This window comes from Streptomyces sp. Ru71 (assembly GCF_002920535.1).
Lineage (GTDB): Bacteria > Actinomycetota > Actinomycetes > Streptomycetales > Streptomycetaceae > Streptomyces.
In genome coordinates this window covers 1-15882 of sequence record NZ_PQSS01000015.1, presented here as the reverse complement: position 1 = coordinate 15882, position 15882 = coordinate 1, and the positions used below count along the sequence as shown (strand labels likewise).

14 protein-coding genes and 2 pseudogenes are annotated in these 15882 nt (G+C 72.5%); 2 read left to right on the top strand and 14 right to left on the bottom strand.

What is annotated here, in order from left to right:
* Positions 1–25: 25 nt before the first annotated feature.
* From C3489_RS12100 to C3489_RS12035, 14 genes and pseudogenes are all read right to left on the bottom strand, one after another.
* Complete coding sequence (locus tag C3489_RS12100) at positions 26–862, bottom strand: SDR family oxidoreductase (RefSeq protein ID WP_103781765.1); 837 nt, start codon at positions 860–862, stop codon at positions 26–28.
* Complete coding sequence (locus C3489_RS12095; protein WP_103781764.1) at positions 859–1539, bottom strand: putative quinol monooxygenase; 681 nt, start codon at positions 1537–1539, stop codon at positions 859–861. The genes C3489_RS12100 and C3489_RS12095 overlap by 4 nt, the downstream gene beginning before the upstream one ends.
* Entirely contained in the window at positions 1529–2128 is a 600-nt protein-coding gene (locus C3489_RS12090) for an NADPH-dependent FMN reductase (RefSeq protein ID WP_103781763.1), read from the bottom strand. Before C3489_RS12090 ends, C3489_RS12095 begins: the two co-directional genes overlap by 11 nt.
* The gene (locus C3489_RS12085) at positions 2125–3342 is read right to left on the bottom strand and encodes an MFS transporter (protein ID WP_103781762.1); all 1218 of its coding nucleotides are present in this window, start codon (positions 3340–3342) and stop codon (positions 2125–2127) included. The genes C3489_RS12090 and C3489_RS12085 overlap by 4 nt, the downstream gene beginning before the upstream one ends.
* Positions 3339–4337 carry an LLM class flavin-dependent oxidoreductase gene (locus C3489_RS12080; RefSeq protein WP_103781761.1) on the bottom strand — a complete coding sequence of 333 codons (999 nt, stop codon included), beginning with the start codon at positions 4335–4337 and terminating at the stop codon, positions 3339–3341. The genes C3489_RS12085 and C3489_RS12080 overlap by 4 nt, the downstream gene beginning before the upstream one ends.
* Before the next feature lie 53 nt (positions 4338–4390).
* A complete protein-coding gene (locus C3489_RS12075) occupies positions 4391–5941 on the bottom strand; it encodes an acyl-CoA carboxylase subunit beta (protein WP_103781760.1) in 1551 nt (516 codons plus the stop codon).
* Positions 5938–7905 (bottom strand): annotated as a pseudogene (locus C3489_RS39845) (SDR family oxidoreductase). Before C3489_RS39845 ends, C3489_RS12075 begins: the two are co-directional and overlap by 4 nt.
* Before the next feature lie 2 nt (positions 7906–7907).
* On the bottom strand, positions 7908–8846 hold the full coding sequence (locus tag C3489_RS12065; RefSeq protein WP_103781759.1) for an aromatase/cyclase: 939 nt from the start codon (positions 8844–8846) through the stop codon (positions 7908–7910).
* A 23-nt stretch (positions 8847–8869) separates the two neighbouring features.
* Complete coding sequence (gene fabG / locus C3489_RS12060; protein ID WP_103781758.1) at positions 8870–9655, bottom strand: 3-oxoacyl-ACP reductase FabG; 786 nt, start codon at positions 9653–9655, stop codon at positions 8870–8872.
* Positions 9656–9666: 11 nt separating this feature from the next.
* A complete protein-coding gene (locus C3489_RS12055) occupies positions 9667–9939 on the bottom strand; it encodes a phosphopantetheine-binding protein (protein WP_103781757.1) in 273 nt (90 codons plus the stop codon).
* Between the two features lie 42 nt (positions 9940–9981).
* Positions 9982–11202, bottom strand: a complete 1221-nt coding sequence (locus C3489_RS12050) for a ketosynthase chain-length factor (RefSeq protein ID WP_103781756.1) — start codon at positions 11200–11202, stop codon at positions 9982–9984.
* Entirely contained in the window at positions 11199–12479 is a 1281-nt protein-coding gene (locus C3489_RS12045; RefSeq protein ID WP_103781755.1) for a beta-ketoacyl synthase, read from the bottom strand. Before C3489_RS12045 ends, C3489_RS12050 begins: the two co-directional genes overlap by 4 nt.
* Positions 12476–12802: a TcmI family type II polyketide cyclase gene (locus tag C3489_RS12040; protein ID WP_103781754.1), complete on the bottom strand. Its 327-nt coding sequence runs from the start codon at positions 12800–12802 to the stop codon at positions 12476–12478. The genes C3489_RS12045 and C3489_RS12040 overlap by 4 nt, the downstream gene beginning before the upstream one ends.
* 2 nt (positions 12803–12804) lie before the next feature.
* Positions 12805–14367: an FAD-dependent monooxygenase gene (locus C3489_RS12035; protein ID WP_103781753.1), complete on the bottom strand. Its 1563-nt coding sequence runs from the start codon at positions 14365–14367 to the stop codon at positions 12805–12807.
* A 458-nt stretch (positions 14368–14825) separates the two neighbouring features.
* Between C3489_RS12035 and C3489_RS12030 the strand changes: the two genes are divergently transcribed.
* Both C3489_RS12030 and C3489_RS12025 read left to right on the top strand, forming a co-directional pair.
* Positions 14826–15512 carry a response regulator transcription factor gene (locus C3489_RS12030; RefSeq protein WP_103781752.1) on the top strand — a complete coding sequence of 229 codons (687 nt, stop codon included), beginning with the start codon at positions 14826–14828 and terminating at the stop codon, positions 15510–15512.
* A 126-nt stretch (positions 15513–15638) separates the two neighbouring features.
* Positions 15639–15882, top strand: a pseudogene (locus C3489_RS12025) (ABC transporter substrate-binding protein); the annotation flags it as partial.

The window sequence follows — 15882 nt, the reverse complement described above, 5'->3', positions numbered from 1 at the left end:
GCGTGGGTCGGCGGCCGGCGTCGCGTCAGCGGAAGTCCTCGGCGTGCTCCGTCGCCCACTGGCCGAACCCGAGCGCCGGCCGGCCCAGCACCGCCTCCGCGTCCGGGTGCGGCGGGTTCGGCACTCCGTCGCGTTCGGCCTGGAAGTCCAGCAGCGTGTCCACGATCGCCTCCGGGAACACGGCGGTCAGCTGTGCGCGGTACTCGGCGCGGCTGATCCGGGTCACCTCCACGCTCTCGCCGATGGCCCGGCCGATCAGCTCGGCCTGCCGGCGCGCGGACAGCGACTGCGGTCCCGTGATCCGCAGGACGGCCCCCCGGTGGGTGTCGTCGAGCAGGGCCCGGACCGCGACCGCGGCCAGGTCGGCCTCGTGGACGGGCTCGCTGTGGGTGTCCGGGTAGGCCAGCCGCAGCGCCCGCCGCTCGCGGATCTGCCCGGCCCACTGCAGGGCGTTGGCGGCGAACGCCCCGGCCCGCACGAACGTGAAGCCGATCCCGGACGCCCGCAGCGCCTCCTCGACCACCAGGTGCTGCTGGGCGATGGGGCTGTCCTGCGCCCCGTCCGCGTCGATGGCCAGCGACGACAGCAGCACCACGTGTTCGACCCCGGCCGCCACGGCGGCCTCGGTGAACTTGGCGGCGGTGTCGGGCCGCGCGTACAGGAAGACCTTGCGCACGCCCGTCAGGGCGTCCGCGAAGGTGCCGGGTGCGGCCAGGTCGAGGTGTGCGGTGGGCACCTGCCCGGGCGGTCCGGCGGTGCCGGGGCTGCTGCTCGCCGCGCGCACCGGGGCACCGGCGTCGAGCAGTTGGCGCAGCACGGTGCGGCCGACGCGGCCTCGGGCGCCGGTCACCAGGATGGTCACGGCTGTCTCCTGTCGTTCGGGGGATGTTCGATGCTGATGCTGCGGTGCAGGTGGTAGCGCTTGAAGCCGATGGGGCGCACGCCGGGTGTCTCCCCGGTGGCCCGCAACGTCGCCCTGCGGGTCGCTCCGGCGAGGAACGCCACGTGGGCCTCGTCGGTCGTCCACTCCGCGTAGTTGAGGACGCGGGTGCCGTCCGTGCTGGCGTGGAAGTTGGCCGTCAGCATGCCCGGGTGCTGCTCGGCGGGGGCGCCGGTGACCGCGCCGGCCACGGACTCGATGATCCTTTCCTGGCGTTCGGGGCCGTCGACGTCGAAGCTCGCCACGACGACCGCGCCCGGCAGGCCCGGCTCCAGAACGACGCTGCGGCGCAGCCGGTACTCGACGCCTTCGGCGCGGGCCGGGCCGCGCAGCGCGCGCACGAAGGGGCGGTAGGTGTCGGGCCGGCTCGCCTGCACATAGGTGAGGGCGGTGTCGTCGTCGGTGCCGAGGTAGGCGGCGAAGGACAGGATGCCCGTCGGCCACGGGGTGCCGGCCCACTGCTCCGCCACCTCGTCGAGCGAGGCGAGCCCGGCGGCACGGCCGGGGACGTACCACTGGGTGACGAAGACGGCCCTGACGTCGGAGCGCCGGATGTCGGGCGGCGTGCCGAGCGGCACGGGCCGGGTGTCAGCCGCCATAGGGGTGCTCCTCGCGTGCCGAGCGCAGGGCCCGTCCCCACCAGACGAGCTGGTCCAGCAGGGTCTTCGCCGCCGCCTCGCTCGCGGCGGTGTCGACCGGTTCGCCGTGTTCGTCGAAGCGCTCCCAGGCGTTGTGGAAGCTGACGCTCTCGCGGACGGTCACGGCGTGCAGTTCGGCGAAGACCTGGCGCAGCTGCTCGACGGCGCGCAGTCCGCCGGCCAGCCCCCCGTAGGAGACGAAGCCGACGGGCTTGGCCGCCCACGGGGTGAGGAACCAGTCGAGGACGTTCTTCAGGGAGGCGGGGAAGCTGTGGTTGTACTCCGGGGTCACCACCACATAGGCGTCGGCCCGGGCCAGCACCGCTCCCAGCTCGTCCCGGACGCGGGCCGCCTGCGCCGGGGGCTGCTGCCCGGGTTCGGGCAGGGTCAGCGGGAGGGGGAAGTCGCGCAGGTCGACGGCGTGCGTGACGACGTCGGGGCGGGACGCGGCCTGGGTGCGGAACCACTGGGCCACGGTCGGGCCGAACCGGCCGTCGCGGACCGTGGCGGTGATGACGGCGAGGGAGAGCGGGGGCTGCTCTCGGCTCATGGCTGATCCTCTCTGTCGGTGGTGCGGGTTCCGGCGGTCGCGGTCAGCAGGCCGACCGCGCCGACGGCGGTGATCAGGGCGAGGGCCGGGCGGTAGCCGTCCCCCGTGGTGAGCAGCCAGGCGGTGAGCGGCAGCATCGGTACGGCACCGAGCTGCACGGCCGTCTGGTAGAGCGGTACGGCGGCCGGCCGGTCCACGGGCGGGACCGCGTCGGCGGCGCGCATGTTGAGGGCGGCGAAGGACAGCACGAACCCGGCGCCGACCAGGGCGAGTGCCGGCAGCGTCCCGGTGGCGTACCCGGCCCGGGGCCGCCACAGGGACAGGGCCTGCCCGGCGAGCGGAGCGGCGGCTCCCAGGGCGATGAGCCGCCGGGTTCCCCACCGGGCCACCATGGGCGCGGCGAACGGCACGGTCACGGCGAGCGGCAGACACGCCGGCAGCAGGGCGAGCGCGCTGCGCCAGGGGGCCCAGCCGAGTTCCTCCTGCGTCCGGAAGGTGATCAGGAACAGCAGGCTGTGGTAGGTGCCGTTGAGGGTCGCCGCGCACAGGGCCGTACGCAGCAGGGGACCGTTGCGCAGCAGCGGGGCGACGGGACGGGCGGGCGGCCCGGTGCCCCGGTCGCGCGGGATCAGGCGCAGCGCGACCAGCAGCAGCGCCAGGGCCAGCGGCGCCGGGAAGAGGAACGTCCCGCGCCAGCTGACCTGGAGCAGCAGGCCGGACAGCAGGAGCCCGGCGGTGAAGCCGGCGGCGCCGAAGAGGGAGTAGACGGAGACGGCACGGCGTGCTCGGCGTTCCTCGGGGAAGAGCGTGGCGATGATGGCGAGGCCGGTGGGCGCGGTGAGGGCCGCGCACAGTCCCTTGACCACGCGGGTGGCGATCAGCAGCGCGGGGGCGTCGGCGAGGGAGCCGGCGACCGACGCAGCGGCGAAGCCGAGCATCGCGGCCAGGTAGACGCGGCGCCTGCCCCAGCGCGCGGTCAGCCGGGGGCCGGCGATCAGCAGGGCGGCGAAGCCGAGGGCGAAGCCGCTCATCAGCCACTGGACGGTCCACAGCGACAGGCCGAGGTCGGCGCGGATGGTGGGCAGGGCGACCAGGACGATGGAGACCTCGATCGCGTCGAGGATCATGTTGGCGGACAGGGTGAGCAGGACAGCCCAGTCCCGAAGGCTCCAGCTCCCCTCGCGTCGTGCGAGGTGGGCGGGTGCCGTCGTCATGCCGGTGATCCGGTCGCGGCGGTGTCCCGGGCGAGCAGCGGCGGCAGTTTCTCGGTGATCAGCTCGATGTTCTCGGTCACCAGGTCGTCCGGCATGCCGGCGATGCTCGCCCAGAAGATCAGGTGCCGTACGGGCAGTCCGTCGGTGAGTTCCCTGATCCGGTCGGCCGCGTCCTCGGGGGTGAGGATGTCCAGCAGTCCGCGGGTGTCCTCGGCGTCCGGGTCGCGCAGGTCTTCGAGGGTCAGGGGCTGGAAGCCGTCGTCCCCGCCGCGGCCCTCCAGGGCGCCCTGACGGTAGGAGTTGACCTGATGGACCAGGTGCGGTCCGATGCGCCGCCAGGCGGCCTCGGGGTCGCTGGAGAGGATGATGGGCAGCAGGTCGGAGACGCGTGCGGTGTCCGGGTCGTGGCCTCCTTCGACGAGGCCCTCCCGGTAGTGCGCGAACAGCGGGCGGGAGATGTGCAGCAGGCCGATGCCGAGCCGGCCGGCGATCCGTGCGCCGCGCGGGCCGTAGAACCCGCCCCACACCGGCGGCGGGTCCTGGATCGGTGACGGGGTCACGGCGCGCTCCCGCCACAGCCGCAGGATCTCGGCGATGTTGTTCTCGGTGTGTTTGAAGCGCCGGGTGAAGTCGGCGCCGAACAGGTCGTACTCGGGCAGCCGGTAGCCGGCGCCGAGGCCCAGTTCGAGGCGTCCGCCGCTGATCAGGTCCACCAGGGCGGCCTGTTCGGCGAGGTCGACGGGATGGTGCAGGGCGGGCAGCACGACGGAGGTGCCGATGCGGGCGGTGCGGGTGCGGGCGGCGGCCGCCGCGGCGAAGGTGAGGGGCTGGGGCAGATAGCCGTCCGCGAAGAGGTGGTGCTCGGTGAACCACAGGCCGCCCGCGCCGCGCCGGTCGGCTTCCTCGCAGAACTCCAGGGTGCGCGCGTAGTGCCCGGCCCAGGGCCGGTGCCACTGCTCGGGGTTGCGCAGGTCGAAGAGGAGTCCGACGTCCATGACTGGGTTACCTTTCGCTGGGGCCGACGCGGGCCCGTGGCCGGGGTGGTGGGCTACTGGGGCGGGTTGCCGTGCTTGCGGGGCGGCAGGTCCGCGTGTTTGGTGGCGAGCATGGCCAGGGCGCGGCACAGCAGGGGCCGGGTCTGCCGGGGGTCGATGACGTCGTCGAGGAGTCCGCGCTCCGCCGCGTAGTAGGGGTGGACCAGTTGTTCGCGGTACTCGGCGATCTTCCGGGCGCGCATCGCCGCGGGGTCGTCGGCGGCGGCGATCTCGCGGCGGAAGACCACGCCCGCCGCGCCCTCCGCGCCCATGACGGCGATCTCGTTGGTGGGCCAGGCCAGCGCCAGGTCCGCCCCGATGGAACGCGAGTCCATCACGATGTAGGCGCCGCCGTAGGCCTTGCGCAGGACGATCGAGACGCGCGGCACGGTGGCGTTGCAGTAGGCGTACAGCAGTTTCGCGCCGTGCCGGATGATGCCGTCGTGCTCCTGCCCGACGCCCGGCAGGAAGCCGGGGACGTCGACGAGGGTGACCAGCGGGATGTTGAAGGAGTCGCAGAACTGCACGAACCGCGCGCCCTTCTCGCTCGCCGCGATGTCCAGCACCCCGGCGAACGCCGACGGCTGGTTGGCGACGATGCCGACGACGTGGCCGTCCAGCCGGGTCAGCGCGCACACCAGGTTCGGTGCGAAGCCCTGGTGCACCTCCAGGTACTCGCCGTCGTCGACGATCTCCTCGATGACGTCCCGGATGTCGTAGGCGATGTTGCCGTCGGCGGGGACCAGGCGCAGCAACGCCTCCGACTCGCGGTCGGCGGGGTCGTCGGCGGCGGCCCGGGGCGGCAGTTCGCGGTTGTTGGCCGGCAGCAGCGACAGCAGGTAGCGGACCTCCTCCAGGCAGCTCTCCTCGTCGTCGTGGACGAAGTGCGCGACGCCCGAGGTGGCGGCGTGCACATCGGCGCCGCCGAGCCCGTTGTGGGTGATCTCCTCACCGGTGACCGCCTGGACCACGTCGGGTCCGGTGATGAACATCTGGGCCGTGTCGCGGACCATGAACACGAAGTCGGTGAGCGCGGGGCTGTAGGCGGCGCCGCCCGCGCACGGACCGAGCATCACGCTGATCTGCGGGATCACTCCGGAGGCACGGGTGTTGCGCTGGAAGATGCCGCCGTAGCCGGCCAGGGCCGAGACGCCCTCCTGGATGCGGGCGCCTGCGCCGTCGTTGAGGGAGACCAGCGGGGCACCGGCCGCGATGGCCATGTCCATGAGCTTGTGGATCTTCTGGGCGTGGGCCTCGCCCAGGGCGCCCCCGAAGATGCGGAAGTCATGGGCGTAGACGAAGACCGTACGGCCCTCCACCGTGCCCCAGCCGGTGACGACCCCGTCGGTGTGCGGGCGTTTCGACTCCAGGCCGAAGCCGGTGGCGCGGTGCCGGCGCAGCGCCTCGACCTCGGTGAAGCTGCCCTTGTCGAGGAGCAGGTCGATGCGTTCGCGTGCGGTGAGCTTGCCCCGGGCGTGCTGGCGTTCGGTGGCGGCCGGGTCCGGGCCCGAAGCGACGCTCTCCTTCAGGCCGGCCAGCTCCCGCACCCGCTCGTCGACGCTCATCCGAGGAGCGTCCCGCCGCTGGCGTCGATGAACGCCCCGGTGATCCAGCGCGCCTCGTGGGTGGCGAGGAACGTCACCACGTCGGCGACGTCCCCGGCCTCGCCGACCCGGTTGAACGCGGAGAGCGCGGCCATCTGCTCGACGGCCTCGGGGATGCCGAACACGGGGCTGCCGTTGTCGGTGATGCCCGGGGCCACGCTGTTGATGGTGATCCCGCGCGGGGCGAGGAGCCGCGCGAGGTGCAGGGTGAGCTGCTCGATCGCGCCCTTGGTCATGGCGTACGCCACCTGGTCGGGGTTGGCGACCCGGGTCAGCCCGGAGGAGATGTTGATGACGCGGCCGCCCTCGGGTATGTGCGGCAGGGCCCGCTGGAGGAGGAAGTAGGGGGCCTTGGCGTTGACGGCGAAGAGGCGGTCGAACTGCTCCGCCGTGACGTCCTCGGGCCGTACGCCCTCCTGGGTGGTCTCCCCCGCGTTGTTGACGACGATGTCGAGGGTGGTCTCCCCGGTACGGTCCTTCAGCTGCTGTTCGAGTCCGAGGAAGAGTTCGTGGACGTCTCCGGGCACGCCGAGTTCGGCGCGGACGGTGAAGCCGTGGCCGCCGTCCTTCTCGATCAGCTCCAGGGTCTCCTGGGCGGCGGCCTCGTTCGCGGCGTAGTGGACGGCCACGAGCGCGCCCTCCCGGGCGAGGCGCACGGCGATGGCGCGGCCGATGCCGCGGCTGGACCCGGTGACGAGTGCGGTCTTTCCGGTGAGCCGGCTCATGGGTCAACTCCTGGTCTTCTCGGGGGTTTCGGGGGTGTGGCCGGTGTCGCGCAGCCCGCTGATGCCGCGGGCGAGGTGGGTGCGCACCACGTCCAGCTCCAGCAGTTCGGCGAACACCGAGCGCAGGCCGTCCACCTCGGGTCCGCCGAGCAGCAGCCGGGCCTGTGCCTGGATGTCGGTGAGAGTGCGGGCGCCGGCGCGGTGGCGGGCGGCGTGGTAGGCGTCGAGTTCGCCGCCGCGGGCGCGTCCGGTGGCGTGGGCGGCGAGCGCCCGGCCCAGTGCGGCGGCGTCCTGCAGGCCGAGGTTGAGGGCCTGTCCGCCGACCGGCATCTGGACGTGGGCGGCGTCCCCGGCGAGCAGGACACGGCCCCGGACGTAGCGGGCTGCCTGCCGGCGGGTGTTGTCGAAGGCGTTCAGCCATACGGGCGTGCCGTGGCCGATGTCCTCGCCGGTGACCTTCGCCCAGGCGGCGACGACCTCCTCGAAGGCGGGCGGGCCGGTGCGCGCCCCGGGTGTCGCGCCGTGGACGTGGACCATGATCCGGGTGGTGCCGTCGGGCCAGCGGTGCGCGGTGGCGAGCCCGTGGGGCCTGCGCTCGAAGCGCCGGTCGGGCACGTCTATGCCGGCCACGTCCGCCCGGAGCATCTCCAGGGTGCCGTCGTCGCCGGGGAAGTCGAACCCGGCGAGTTGCCGTACGGTGCTGCGTTCGCCGTCGCAGCCGACGACGTAGGAGGCCGTCAACTGCTCTGGCTGGCCGCCCAGTTCGATGGCGGAGACGACGACGCGGTCGTCGAACTGGCGCAGTCCGGTGACGGCGTGGCCGCGCCGCACGCGGGCGCCAAGTTCGCTCGCCCACACCTGCAGGACCGCTTCGAGGCGGCTCTGCGGGCACTTCCACTGACCGGCGTGCGGATGCCCGGGGGCGGCGGCACCCAGGTCGAGCGGGAGGCCGCCGAAGTGGCCGGGGCCGCCGCCGGGCAGGGGGCCGAGGCGGTCCAGCAGTCCGCGCTCGGCCAGGATCTCCATGGTGCGGGTGTGCAGGGTGGAGGCGCGTGACTCCCGGGTCGGCTCGGTGAGCTGCTCCAGGACGGTGACGCCGGCGCCGGCGAGCCTGAGTTCACCGGCGAGCAGCAGCCCGACCGGCCCGGCGCCGACGACGATCACGTCGGTGTGTCCCGCCGTGTGCGGGGGTGCGGCCATGGTCAGCGCCGCGCTTCCGCGTACTCCTTGGCGTGGCCCAGGGTGGCGCGGCTGTTGCCGCCGAGAGCCTCCCGAAGGTAGGCGCGCGCCTCGGGCACGCCGGCGTCCGGACCGAGGACAGGTGCGATGTTCTCCTCGGCGATGACGACGGTGTGCTGGGAGGTGGCGGTGGTGACGCCGTCGGGGCCCTCGTCGAGCTGCCAGTAGCCGGTGTGCAGGGTCAGCAGGGCGGGCAGGGTGGTCTGCTTGTAGGCGATCCTGTGGTGCGGGAAGGTGACCCGCACGGACTCGGTGGTGTGGGTGGAGCCGTCCTTGGTGCGGGTGTCCATGCGCAGGGTCTGCAGGCCCGGTGTGTCCTCGGTGAGTTCGACGGCGGCGACGTGCGGCAGCCGCTCGGTCCACAGCTGGGCCTCGTTGAGGAAGTCGAACACGTCCTTGGCCGAGCCGTCGATGCGGACGCTGTCCTCGAAGGACAGGGTCAGTCCGGCGGCCTGCGTGGACAGTTCCAGGTTGGTCTTCAGGCCGGGCAGTTCGGCCCTGCTGTTGCGGTCCACGGCCTCGTCGATCCAGGCGAGGCCCTCGGGGTCGTCGTCGATGGCGCGGTACTCGTGCAGCAGCCGCACCCGGGTCTCGGCCGCGCCGAGGGGCTCGATGATCCAGGTGCCGGTCATCTCCTTGACGGGCGGGGCGGAGACCTCCTGCCAGAACCGGATGCGCAGGCCCTCGGGGTCGAGGACGCGGCGGGACGTCCAGTTCTTGGGCTCGCCGTTGGCGGTGGCCCAGATGCGGATGCGCTCCTCGTTGCCGTCGCGCTCCAGGTAGTCGACGTACACGGACGGCGGGAAGAGCCGCGGCCAGTTCTCGACCTCGGCGAGCAGCCGGTAGACGTCGGCCGCGGCCGCTCCCACCGTGATGGCGTGTTCGACCTGACGCTTCGTCATGATGCCTCCGATGAAGTGGGTGGTCAGTAGTTGCCGAGTCCGCCGCAGACGTTGAGGGCCTGCGCGGTGATGGAGGCGGCCGTGTCGGAGGCCAGATAGCCGACCAGGCCCGCGACCTCCTCGGGCGTCGAGTAGCGGCCGAGCGGGATCTTCGCCTGGAACTTCTCCAGGATCGCGTCCTCGGTGGTGTCGTAGGCGGCCGCGTAGCCCTGCCGTACCCGCTGCGCCAGCGGGGTCTCGACGTATCCGGGGCAGACGGCGTTGACGGTGATGCCGGTGGGCGCGAGTTCGTTGCCGAGGGCCTTGGTGAAGCCGACGACACCGTGTTTGGACGCCGAGTAGGGGGCGCCGAGCACGACGCCCTGCTTGCCGGCCGTCGAGGCGATGTTGATGATGCGGCCGCGGTCCTTGGTGCGCAGGCCGCCCGCGTTCAGCACCTCCCGGGTGACCCGGAAGACGCTGGTGAGGTTGGTTTCGAGGACGTCGTCCCACAGTTCGTCCGCGAGGTCGGCGGTGACTCCGCCGCCGCTGCGGCCCGCGTTGTTCACGAGGACGTCGATCGTGCCGAACCGTTCGACGGCCGCGCCGACGAAGGCCCGCACCTCTTCCGGCGAGCGGACGTCGACGACCGAGCCGTCCACCTCCAGCCCCTCGTCCTGGAGGCGCTTGACGGTCTCGGCGACGTTCTCGGCGCTGCGCGCGCCGATGTACACGCGGTGTCCCTGGCCGGCCAGCAGGCGTGCCACGGCCAGTCCGATGCCGCTGGTGGCCCCGGTGACCAGGGCGACGCGTGGGGTGCTCTGTGTCATGGTGGTCCTCCTCAGGCGGCCTTGGCGGCGGACAGCCGCGCGTTGACCGCGTCGATCAGGGCGCGCGGGGTGTCGGCGTCGCCGAGCGCGTCGTCGTCGAGCGAGATGCCCCACTCGCGCTCGATGCGCCCGCCGGTCTCCAGCAGGGCGAGCGACTCGTAGCCGAGGGCCTCGAACTCGGTGTCGAGGATGTCGCCGTCGAGGTCGACGCCCTCGTCGGCGCCGGCCGCCTCGCGCAGGACGCGGCGCAGGTCGTCGAGGGTGAACAGGGCGGATGTGGACATGGAAGAGCCTTTCCGTGGGTGGTGGGAGCCGGCAGGTGTGGGTCAGCGGCCGGCGGCGCGGACGACCATGGCGGAGTTGAAGCCGCCCTGGCCGCGGGCCAGCACCAGCGCGGTGCGCACCGGTGCCGTCCTGGGCACGCCGGTGACCAGGTCGATGTCGTAGTCGCCGGCGAGGGCGGTGCCGACGGTCGGCGGGATGACGCCGTCGCGGATGCTGAGCAGCGCGGCGGCGACATCGAGGGGGGCGGCACCGGAGTACAGGCGGCCGGTCATGGTCTTGGGAGCGGTGACCGGGACGCCGCGCGGCCCGAACACCGCGCTGATCGCCTCGGCCTCGATCCGGTCCAGTTCGGGGACGGCCGCGGCGTCCGCGAAGACCACGTCGACGTCGTCGGCGTCGGTTCCCGCGTCGCGCAGGGCGAGTTCGACGGCGGTACGCAGTCCGGGCGCGCGGTCGCTGCCGGGCCGGGGGTCCATGGTGGCCGCGTGGCCGGCGATCTCGCCGTAGATCCGTGGGGCGCCGCGGCGCTCGGCGTGCTCGGCGTCCTCCACGACCAGCAGGGCACCGCCCTCGCCCGGAACGTGCCCGGAGGCACCGGCGTCGAAGGGCAGGTAGGCGCGGCGCGGATCGTCGCTGGTGGTGAGCCGGCCGCCGGCCAGCTGGGCCACCCAGCCCCAGGAGCAGATCGACGCGTCGACGGCGCCGGAGACGACCACCGGGGTGCCTTTGCGCACCTGCCGGCGGGCCTGCGCCAGGGCGTCGAGGCCGCCGGCCTGGTCGCTGACGACGACGCTGCTGGGTCCGCGCATGCCGTGCCGGATGGAGATCTGGCCGCTGTTGACGGCGTAGAACCAGGCGAAGGACTGGTAGGCGGAGACGTACTGGCCGCCCTTGCTCCACAGGGCCTTCAGCTCGTTCTGGCCGAACTCGAAGCCGCCCGAGTGACTGGCGGTGATCACACCGATGTCGTAGTCCGGCAGCCGGCCGGGGCTCACGTCCGCGTCGGCGAGCGCCCAGTCCGCGCCGACCAGGGCGATCCGGGTCATCCGGTCGGTCTGCGGCAGCAGCCTGCTGGGCAGCAGGTCCTCCGCGACGAACCCGGTGATCTCGCCGGCCAGCCGGGAGGGGTACGAGGACGCGTCGAACCGGGTGATGCCCCGGATGCCGCTGCGCCCCTCCAGCGTGGCCTTCCAGTAGTCGTCCACGCCCAGTCCGTTGGGGGCCGCCACGCCGAGCCCGGTGACCACCGCGCGCGGGCTCATCGTGCGCTCCGCTCGGGCCGGGCGAGCACCACGGCGCTCTGGAACCCGCCGAAGCCGCTGCCCACCGACAGCACCGTGTCGGTGAGCTGGTCACGGGCGACGAGGGGCACGTAGTCCAGGTCGCACTCGGGGTCGGGGGTGTGCAGGTTGGCCGTGGGGGGAACCACGTGGTGCTCCATGGCCAGCGCGGAGGCGGCGATCTCGATGGAGCCGATGGCGCCGAGCGAGTGCCCCACCATCGACTTGATGGAGCTGACGGGCGTGCGGTAGGCGTGGTCGCCGAGGCTCGCCTTGAAGGCGGCGGTCTCGTGCCGGTCGTTCTGCTTGGTGCCGGAGCCGTGCGCGTTGATGTAGTCGATCCGGTCCGCGTCGAGCCGGGCCTCGTCCAGGGCGACCCGGATGGCCTCGGCCATCTCCCGGCCGTCGGGGCGCAGGCCCGTCATGTGGAAGGCGTTGGAGCGGGTGGCGTAGCCGGCGACCTCGGCGTAGATGTGCGCGCCCCGGGCGCGGGCGCGGTCGAGGCGTTCCAGGACGAACACGGCGCAGCCCTCGCCGAGGACGAAGCCGTTGCGGCTGGCGTCGAAGGGGCGTGAGGCGTGTTCCGGGTCGTCGTTGCGTGCGGTGGTGGCCTTGATGGCGTCGAAGCAGGCCACGGTGATCGGGGAGATGGGCGCGTCGGTGGCGCCGGCGACCATGACGTCGGCGAGGCCGTCGCGGATGACCTCCGTGGCGTAGCCGACGGCGTCGAGGCCGGAGGTGCAGCCGGTGGAGATCACCGTGCTGGGGCCCTCGGCGCCCACCGCCCAGGCCACCTCCGTGGCGAAGGAGCTCGGCACCAGGAAGTTGTAGAGGTGGGGTACGGCGTAGTGGTGGTCGACCACGTCGAGCCGGCCGCCGTCGCTGACCGTGCGGTACTCCTGGTCGAGTCCCGTGGTGGCGCCGACCGCGCTGCCGATGGTCACGCCGGTGCGGCTCGGGTCGAGGCTGTCGAAGGCGAGGCCGCTGTCCTCGACCGCCTCCCGCGCGGTGACGACCGCGAACTGCGCGGCCCGGTCCATGCGGCGGATCTCCTGCGGGGTCAGCCCGGCCAGTTCGGCGTCGAAGTCGACCTCGGCGGCGATCTGCGAGCGGAAGGGCGAGGCGTCGAAGAAGGAGATGCGGCGGGTCGCGGTGCGCCCGTCGACGAGCAGCTGCCAGAAGTTCTTGGTACCGATTCCGCCGGGCGCGGTGACACCGATGCCCGTGATCACGACCCGGCGGGCGTCGTCGACGCTCATGAGGCGTTCCACTGGTAGAAGCGGTGCGCCAGGGCGTCGGCCGGGGAGCGCCAGGTGGCGGGGTCGTAGGCCTCGATGTGCGGCTTGAGGTCCTCGCTGATGGCCACGAACCTCGGGTCCGACTTGGCGGTCTCGATGCGTTCGCCGCCGTCGTTGTCGTCGAAGTCCTGCAGGTGGAAGTACAGACCGCGGTAGGCGAAGAGCTGACGCCGCCGGGTGCCCATGACGTGGGGCATCTCCGTGGCGTCGAACTCGCGGAACAGGCGCGCGACGTCGTCGGCCGAGCCGAGTTCCATCCGCGCGACGATCAGGGTGCTGTGCATCGTTACCTCTCTCGGGAACGGGTCCGGGACCGGTCTCGCAGACGGGTCCGGGCGGGACCGAACCAGCGGTCCAGTGCGGTGGGCAGGTCGTGGTGGCTGCCGGGCGCGGCCCAGGCCACATAGCCGTCCGGGCGCAGCAGCACCGCGGAAGTGGGGTGCGCCGCCGGCGCCTCGGGTGCGGCGGAGGCCTGCTCCGGGGCGGCGAGGGCTTCCTCCGGGGCGGCGAGGGCTTCCTCGGGCGTGGCGGTGACGATGTCGACGCGGTCGCGCCAGGGGGCGGCGCGGCGGCGCAGCCACCGGTTGTCCTCCAGGTCCAGCAGGACGCCGCGCCCGCTCCTGAGCAGGGCGGTGCTGCTGGTGGTCCGCCGCCCGGCGGTCAGGCGCAGTGCGGGCAGCCGGGCGCCGAGCAGCGGATGCCGCCCGCCGCCGACGTCGTAGCGGATCTCCACACCGCTGACCTTGGCGGCGAGATGCCGGGCGACGTCCTCGTAGGCGAGCAGTTCGCCCAGCACGTCCCGCAGGGGCTGCACCTCGTCGCCGCCGAGGATGAGCAGCGACTGCGCGCGGGTGTTGGCCAGCAACTGGCGGCCCACACGGTGGCGTTCGGTGTGGTAGGTGTCGAGCAGGCCGGCGGGTGCGGTCCCGCGGAGCACGGCGGCGAGCTTCCAGCCCAGGTTCACCGAGTCCTGGATCGAGGTGTTCATGCCCTGTCCGCCGGCCGGCAGATGGATGTGCGCGGCGTCCCCGGCCAGCAGGACCCGCCCGCGCCGGTACTCGGTGACCTGCCGGGTGGCGTCCGTGAAGGCGCTCACCCAGACGGGTTCGGCGTGCGAGATGTCCGCCCCGGTCAGCCGTTTCCAGGTGTCGGCGACCTCGTCGTAGCGGGGCGGTCCGTCGCGCCGGCGCGGTGGGGTGCCGCGCTCGCCGACGATGACCCGGTGCACGCCGCCGCCGAGCGGCGCGGCCATCACCATGCCCCCGGAGACCACTTCACCGGTCATGCGGGGTGTCACGTCGACGCCCCGGATGTCGGCGAGGAGCAGTTCGGTGGTGGCGGCGGTGCCGGGGAAGTCGAAGCCGGCCGCCTTGCGCACGCTGCTGCGGCCGCCGTCGGTGCCGACCAGGTAGCGGGCGCGCAGGGTCTGCTCCCCGCTGTCCGTGCCCACCCGCACCGCGACCGACGTCTCGTCCTGGTCCAGGGAGAGGAACGTGTGCCCGCGCCGGATGTCGGCGCCGAGCTCGCGCGCCCAGCTCTCCAGGACGGTCTCGGTGACGGACTGCGGGACGGTCCTGGCCGCCCGGTGCCCCGCGCCGAGGACGCCGAAGTCGAGCGGTATCCCGCCGAAGTGGCCCTCGGTGCCGGTGTGCAGGTCACCGAAGCGGGGCAGGAGCCCGCGCTGGTCGAAGGTCTCCAGGGTGCGGACGGTGAATCCCAGTCCGCGTGATTCTCCGGTACGCCGCACCAGTCGTTCCAGCACGATGACGTCGATGCCGGCCAGCCGCAATTCTCCGGCGAGCATGAGCCCGGCGGGCCCCGCTCCCACGACGACCACGGAAGCATCCATACAGCTCTCCCTCCTCGTGAGGGTCATTTCGAGCGACACCGACAGCCTGATCCACCACTGCTTGTGTTTTCAACCGGCGAAGTCCAGGACCTGCAAAGGGAGCTGTCAGACGATCGTCAACCGGTGCCTTGATTTCTTGACGTTGGCCGCCGGCATAAAAGCGGCAGAGGAACGACAGAGAAATGTCAGAGAAAGGTCAGAGGATGTACAAATCCGCGGCAGTCCCCGGCCACGGCGCCGACCCCGGACACGCCTTGTGACTCAGCTCACTGCCGACCGCAACGCACCGACCTAGCCTGGGAGTTCGCGCCCCTATGGGTGGCGGAGCGCCACCGGCGTCGCTCCTCACCGACTTTACAGGCTTGTGAAAGAAAGGGGACCTGCCTTGTGGTTCCCCAGTGATATCCGCCAGCCTGCTCATCGGGTGTACGCCTGCGGCACAGAAATCGGGGGAGAACATGCGAGCATTGGTGGTCGACTCCGACGTGTCCGGCGGCAAATCCCTGAGCAGCGAGCTGAAACGCCATGGATTCGACGTGCAGGAATGCAGCACAGGAAGCGAGGCGCTGGAAATACACGACAAGTTCGACCTGCTTCTCGTCGATCTGCGGTTGTCGGACATCGACGGCCTGGAGGTGTGCCGCACCGTACGCGCCGTCAGTGACGTCCCCATCATCGCCTTCACCGATTCGGGTGTGAATCTCGACCGCATCCTCTGCTTACAGGCGGGGTGCGACGACTGCATGGCCAAGCCGTACGGCCTGCGGGAGCTGCTGGCCCGCATCGAAGCGGTGCTGCGGCGCACCCGGCTGCGGGCGGCGCCGGCGGCCGGGGCGGCACCCCTCGCGCTCGGCTCCCTCTGCATCGATCCCGAGACCCGGGCGGTGCGGCTCAACGGACGGCCGATCAGCCTGACCCGCAAGGAGTTCGACCTGCTCTACCGGCTCGCCTCCGAGCCGCACACCGTGCACTCACGGGCCCAGCTGATGGCCGACGTATGGGGCTTCCACAGCTCCGGTTACACACCCGGCGCCCGCGCCAGCCGCACCATCGACACCCATGTCAGCGCGTTACGCACCAAGTTGGGCGCCCGGGACTGGATCGTCACCGTCCGCGGTGTCGGCTTCCGGTTCGGCCGTCCCTGACACCCGGGGTGAAGGAGGGGGCACACCGCCGTGCCCCCTCCTTCACCCCGGACATCGGCCCCTCGTCTCTCTGATCCAGCCCTCCCCCCTTTCCTTCACCGTCCTCGCCACTGGAGTTCCTCCGCCATGCCCCGTCCCAGACGCCATGCCGTCCTGCTCGTCTCCGCGCTGTGCCTGTCCCTGCCGCTGACCGCCTGCTCCTCCGGCTCCTTTGGCAGCGGCCGGCCCGGCGCGGACGCGGGAGGCCGTCTGACGTTCGCCCTGTCCTCCGACCCGACCTGCGTCGACCCGCACCAGGCGGCGACCAGCGACGCCTTCTACGCGGCGCGCGGCATCGTCGACTCGCTCACCGACCAGGACCCGAGGACGG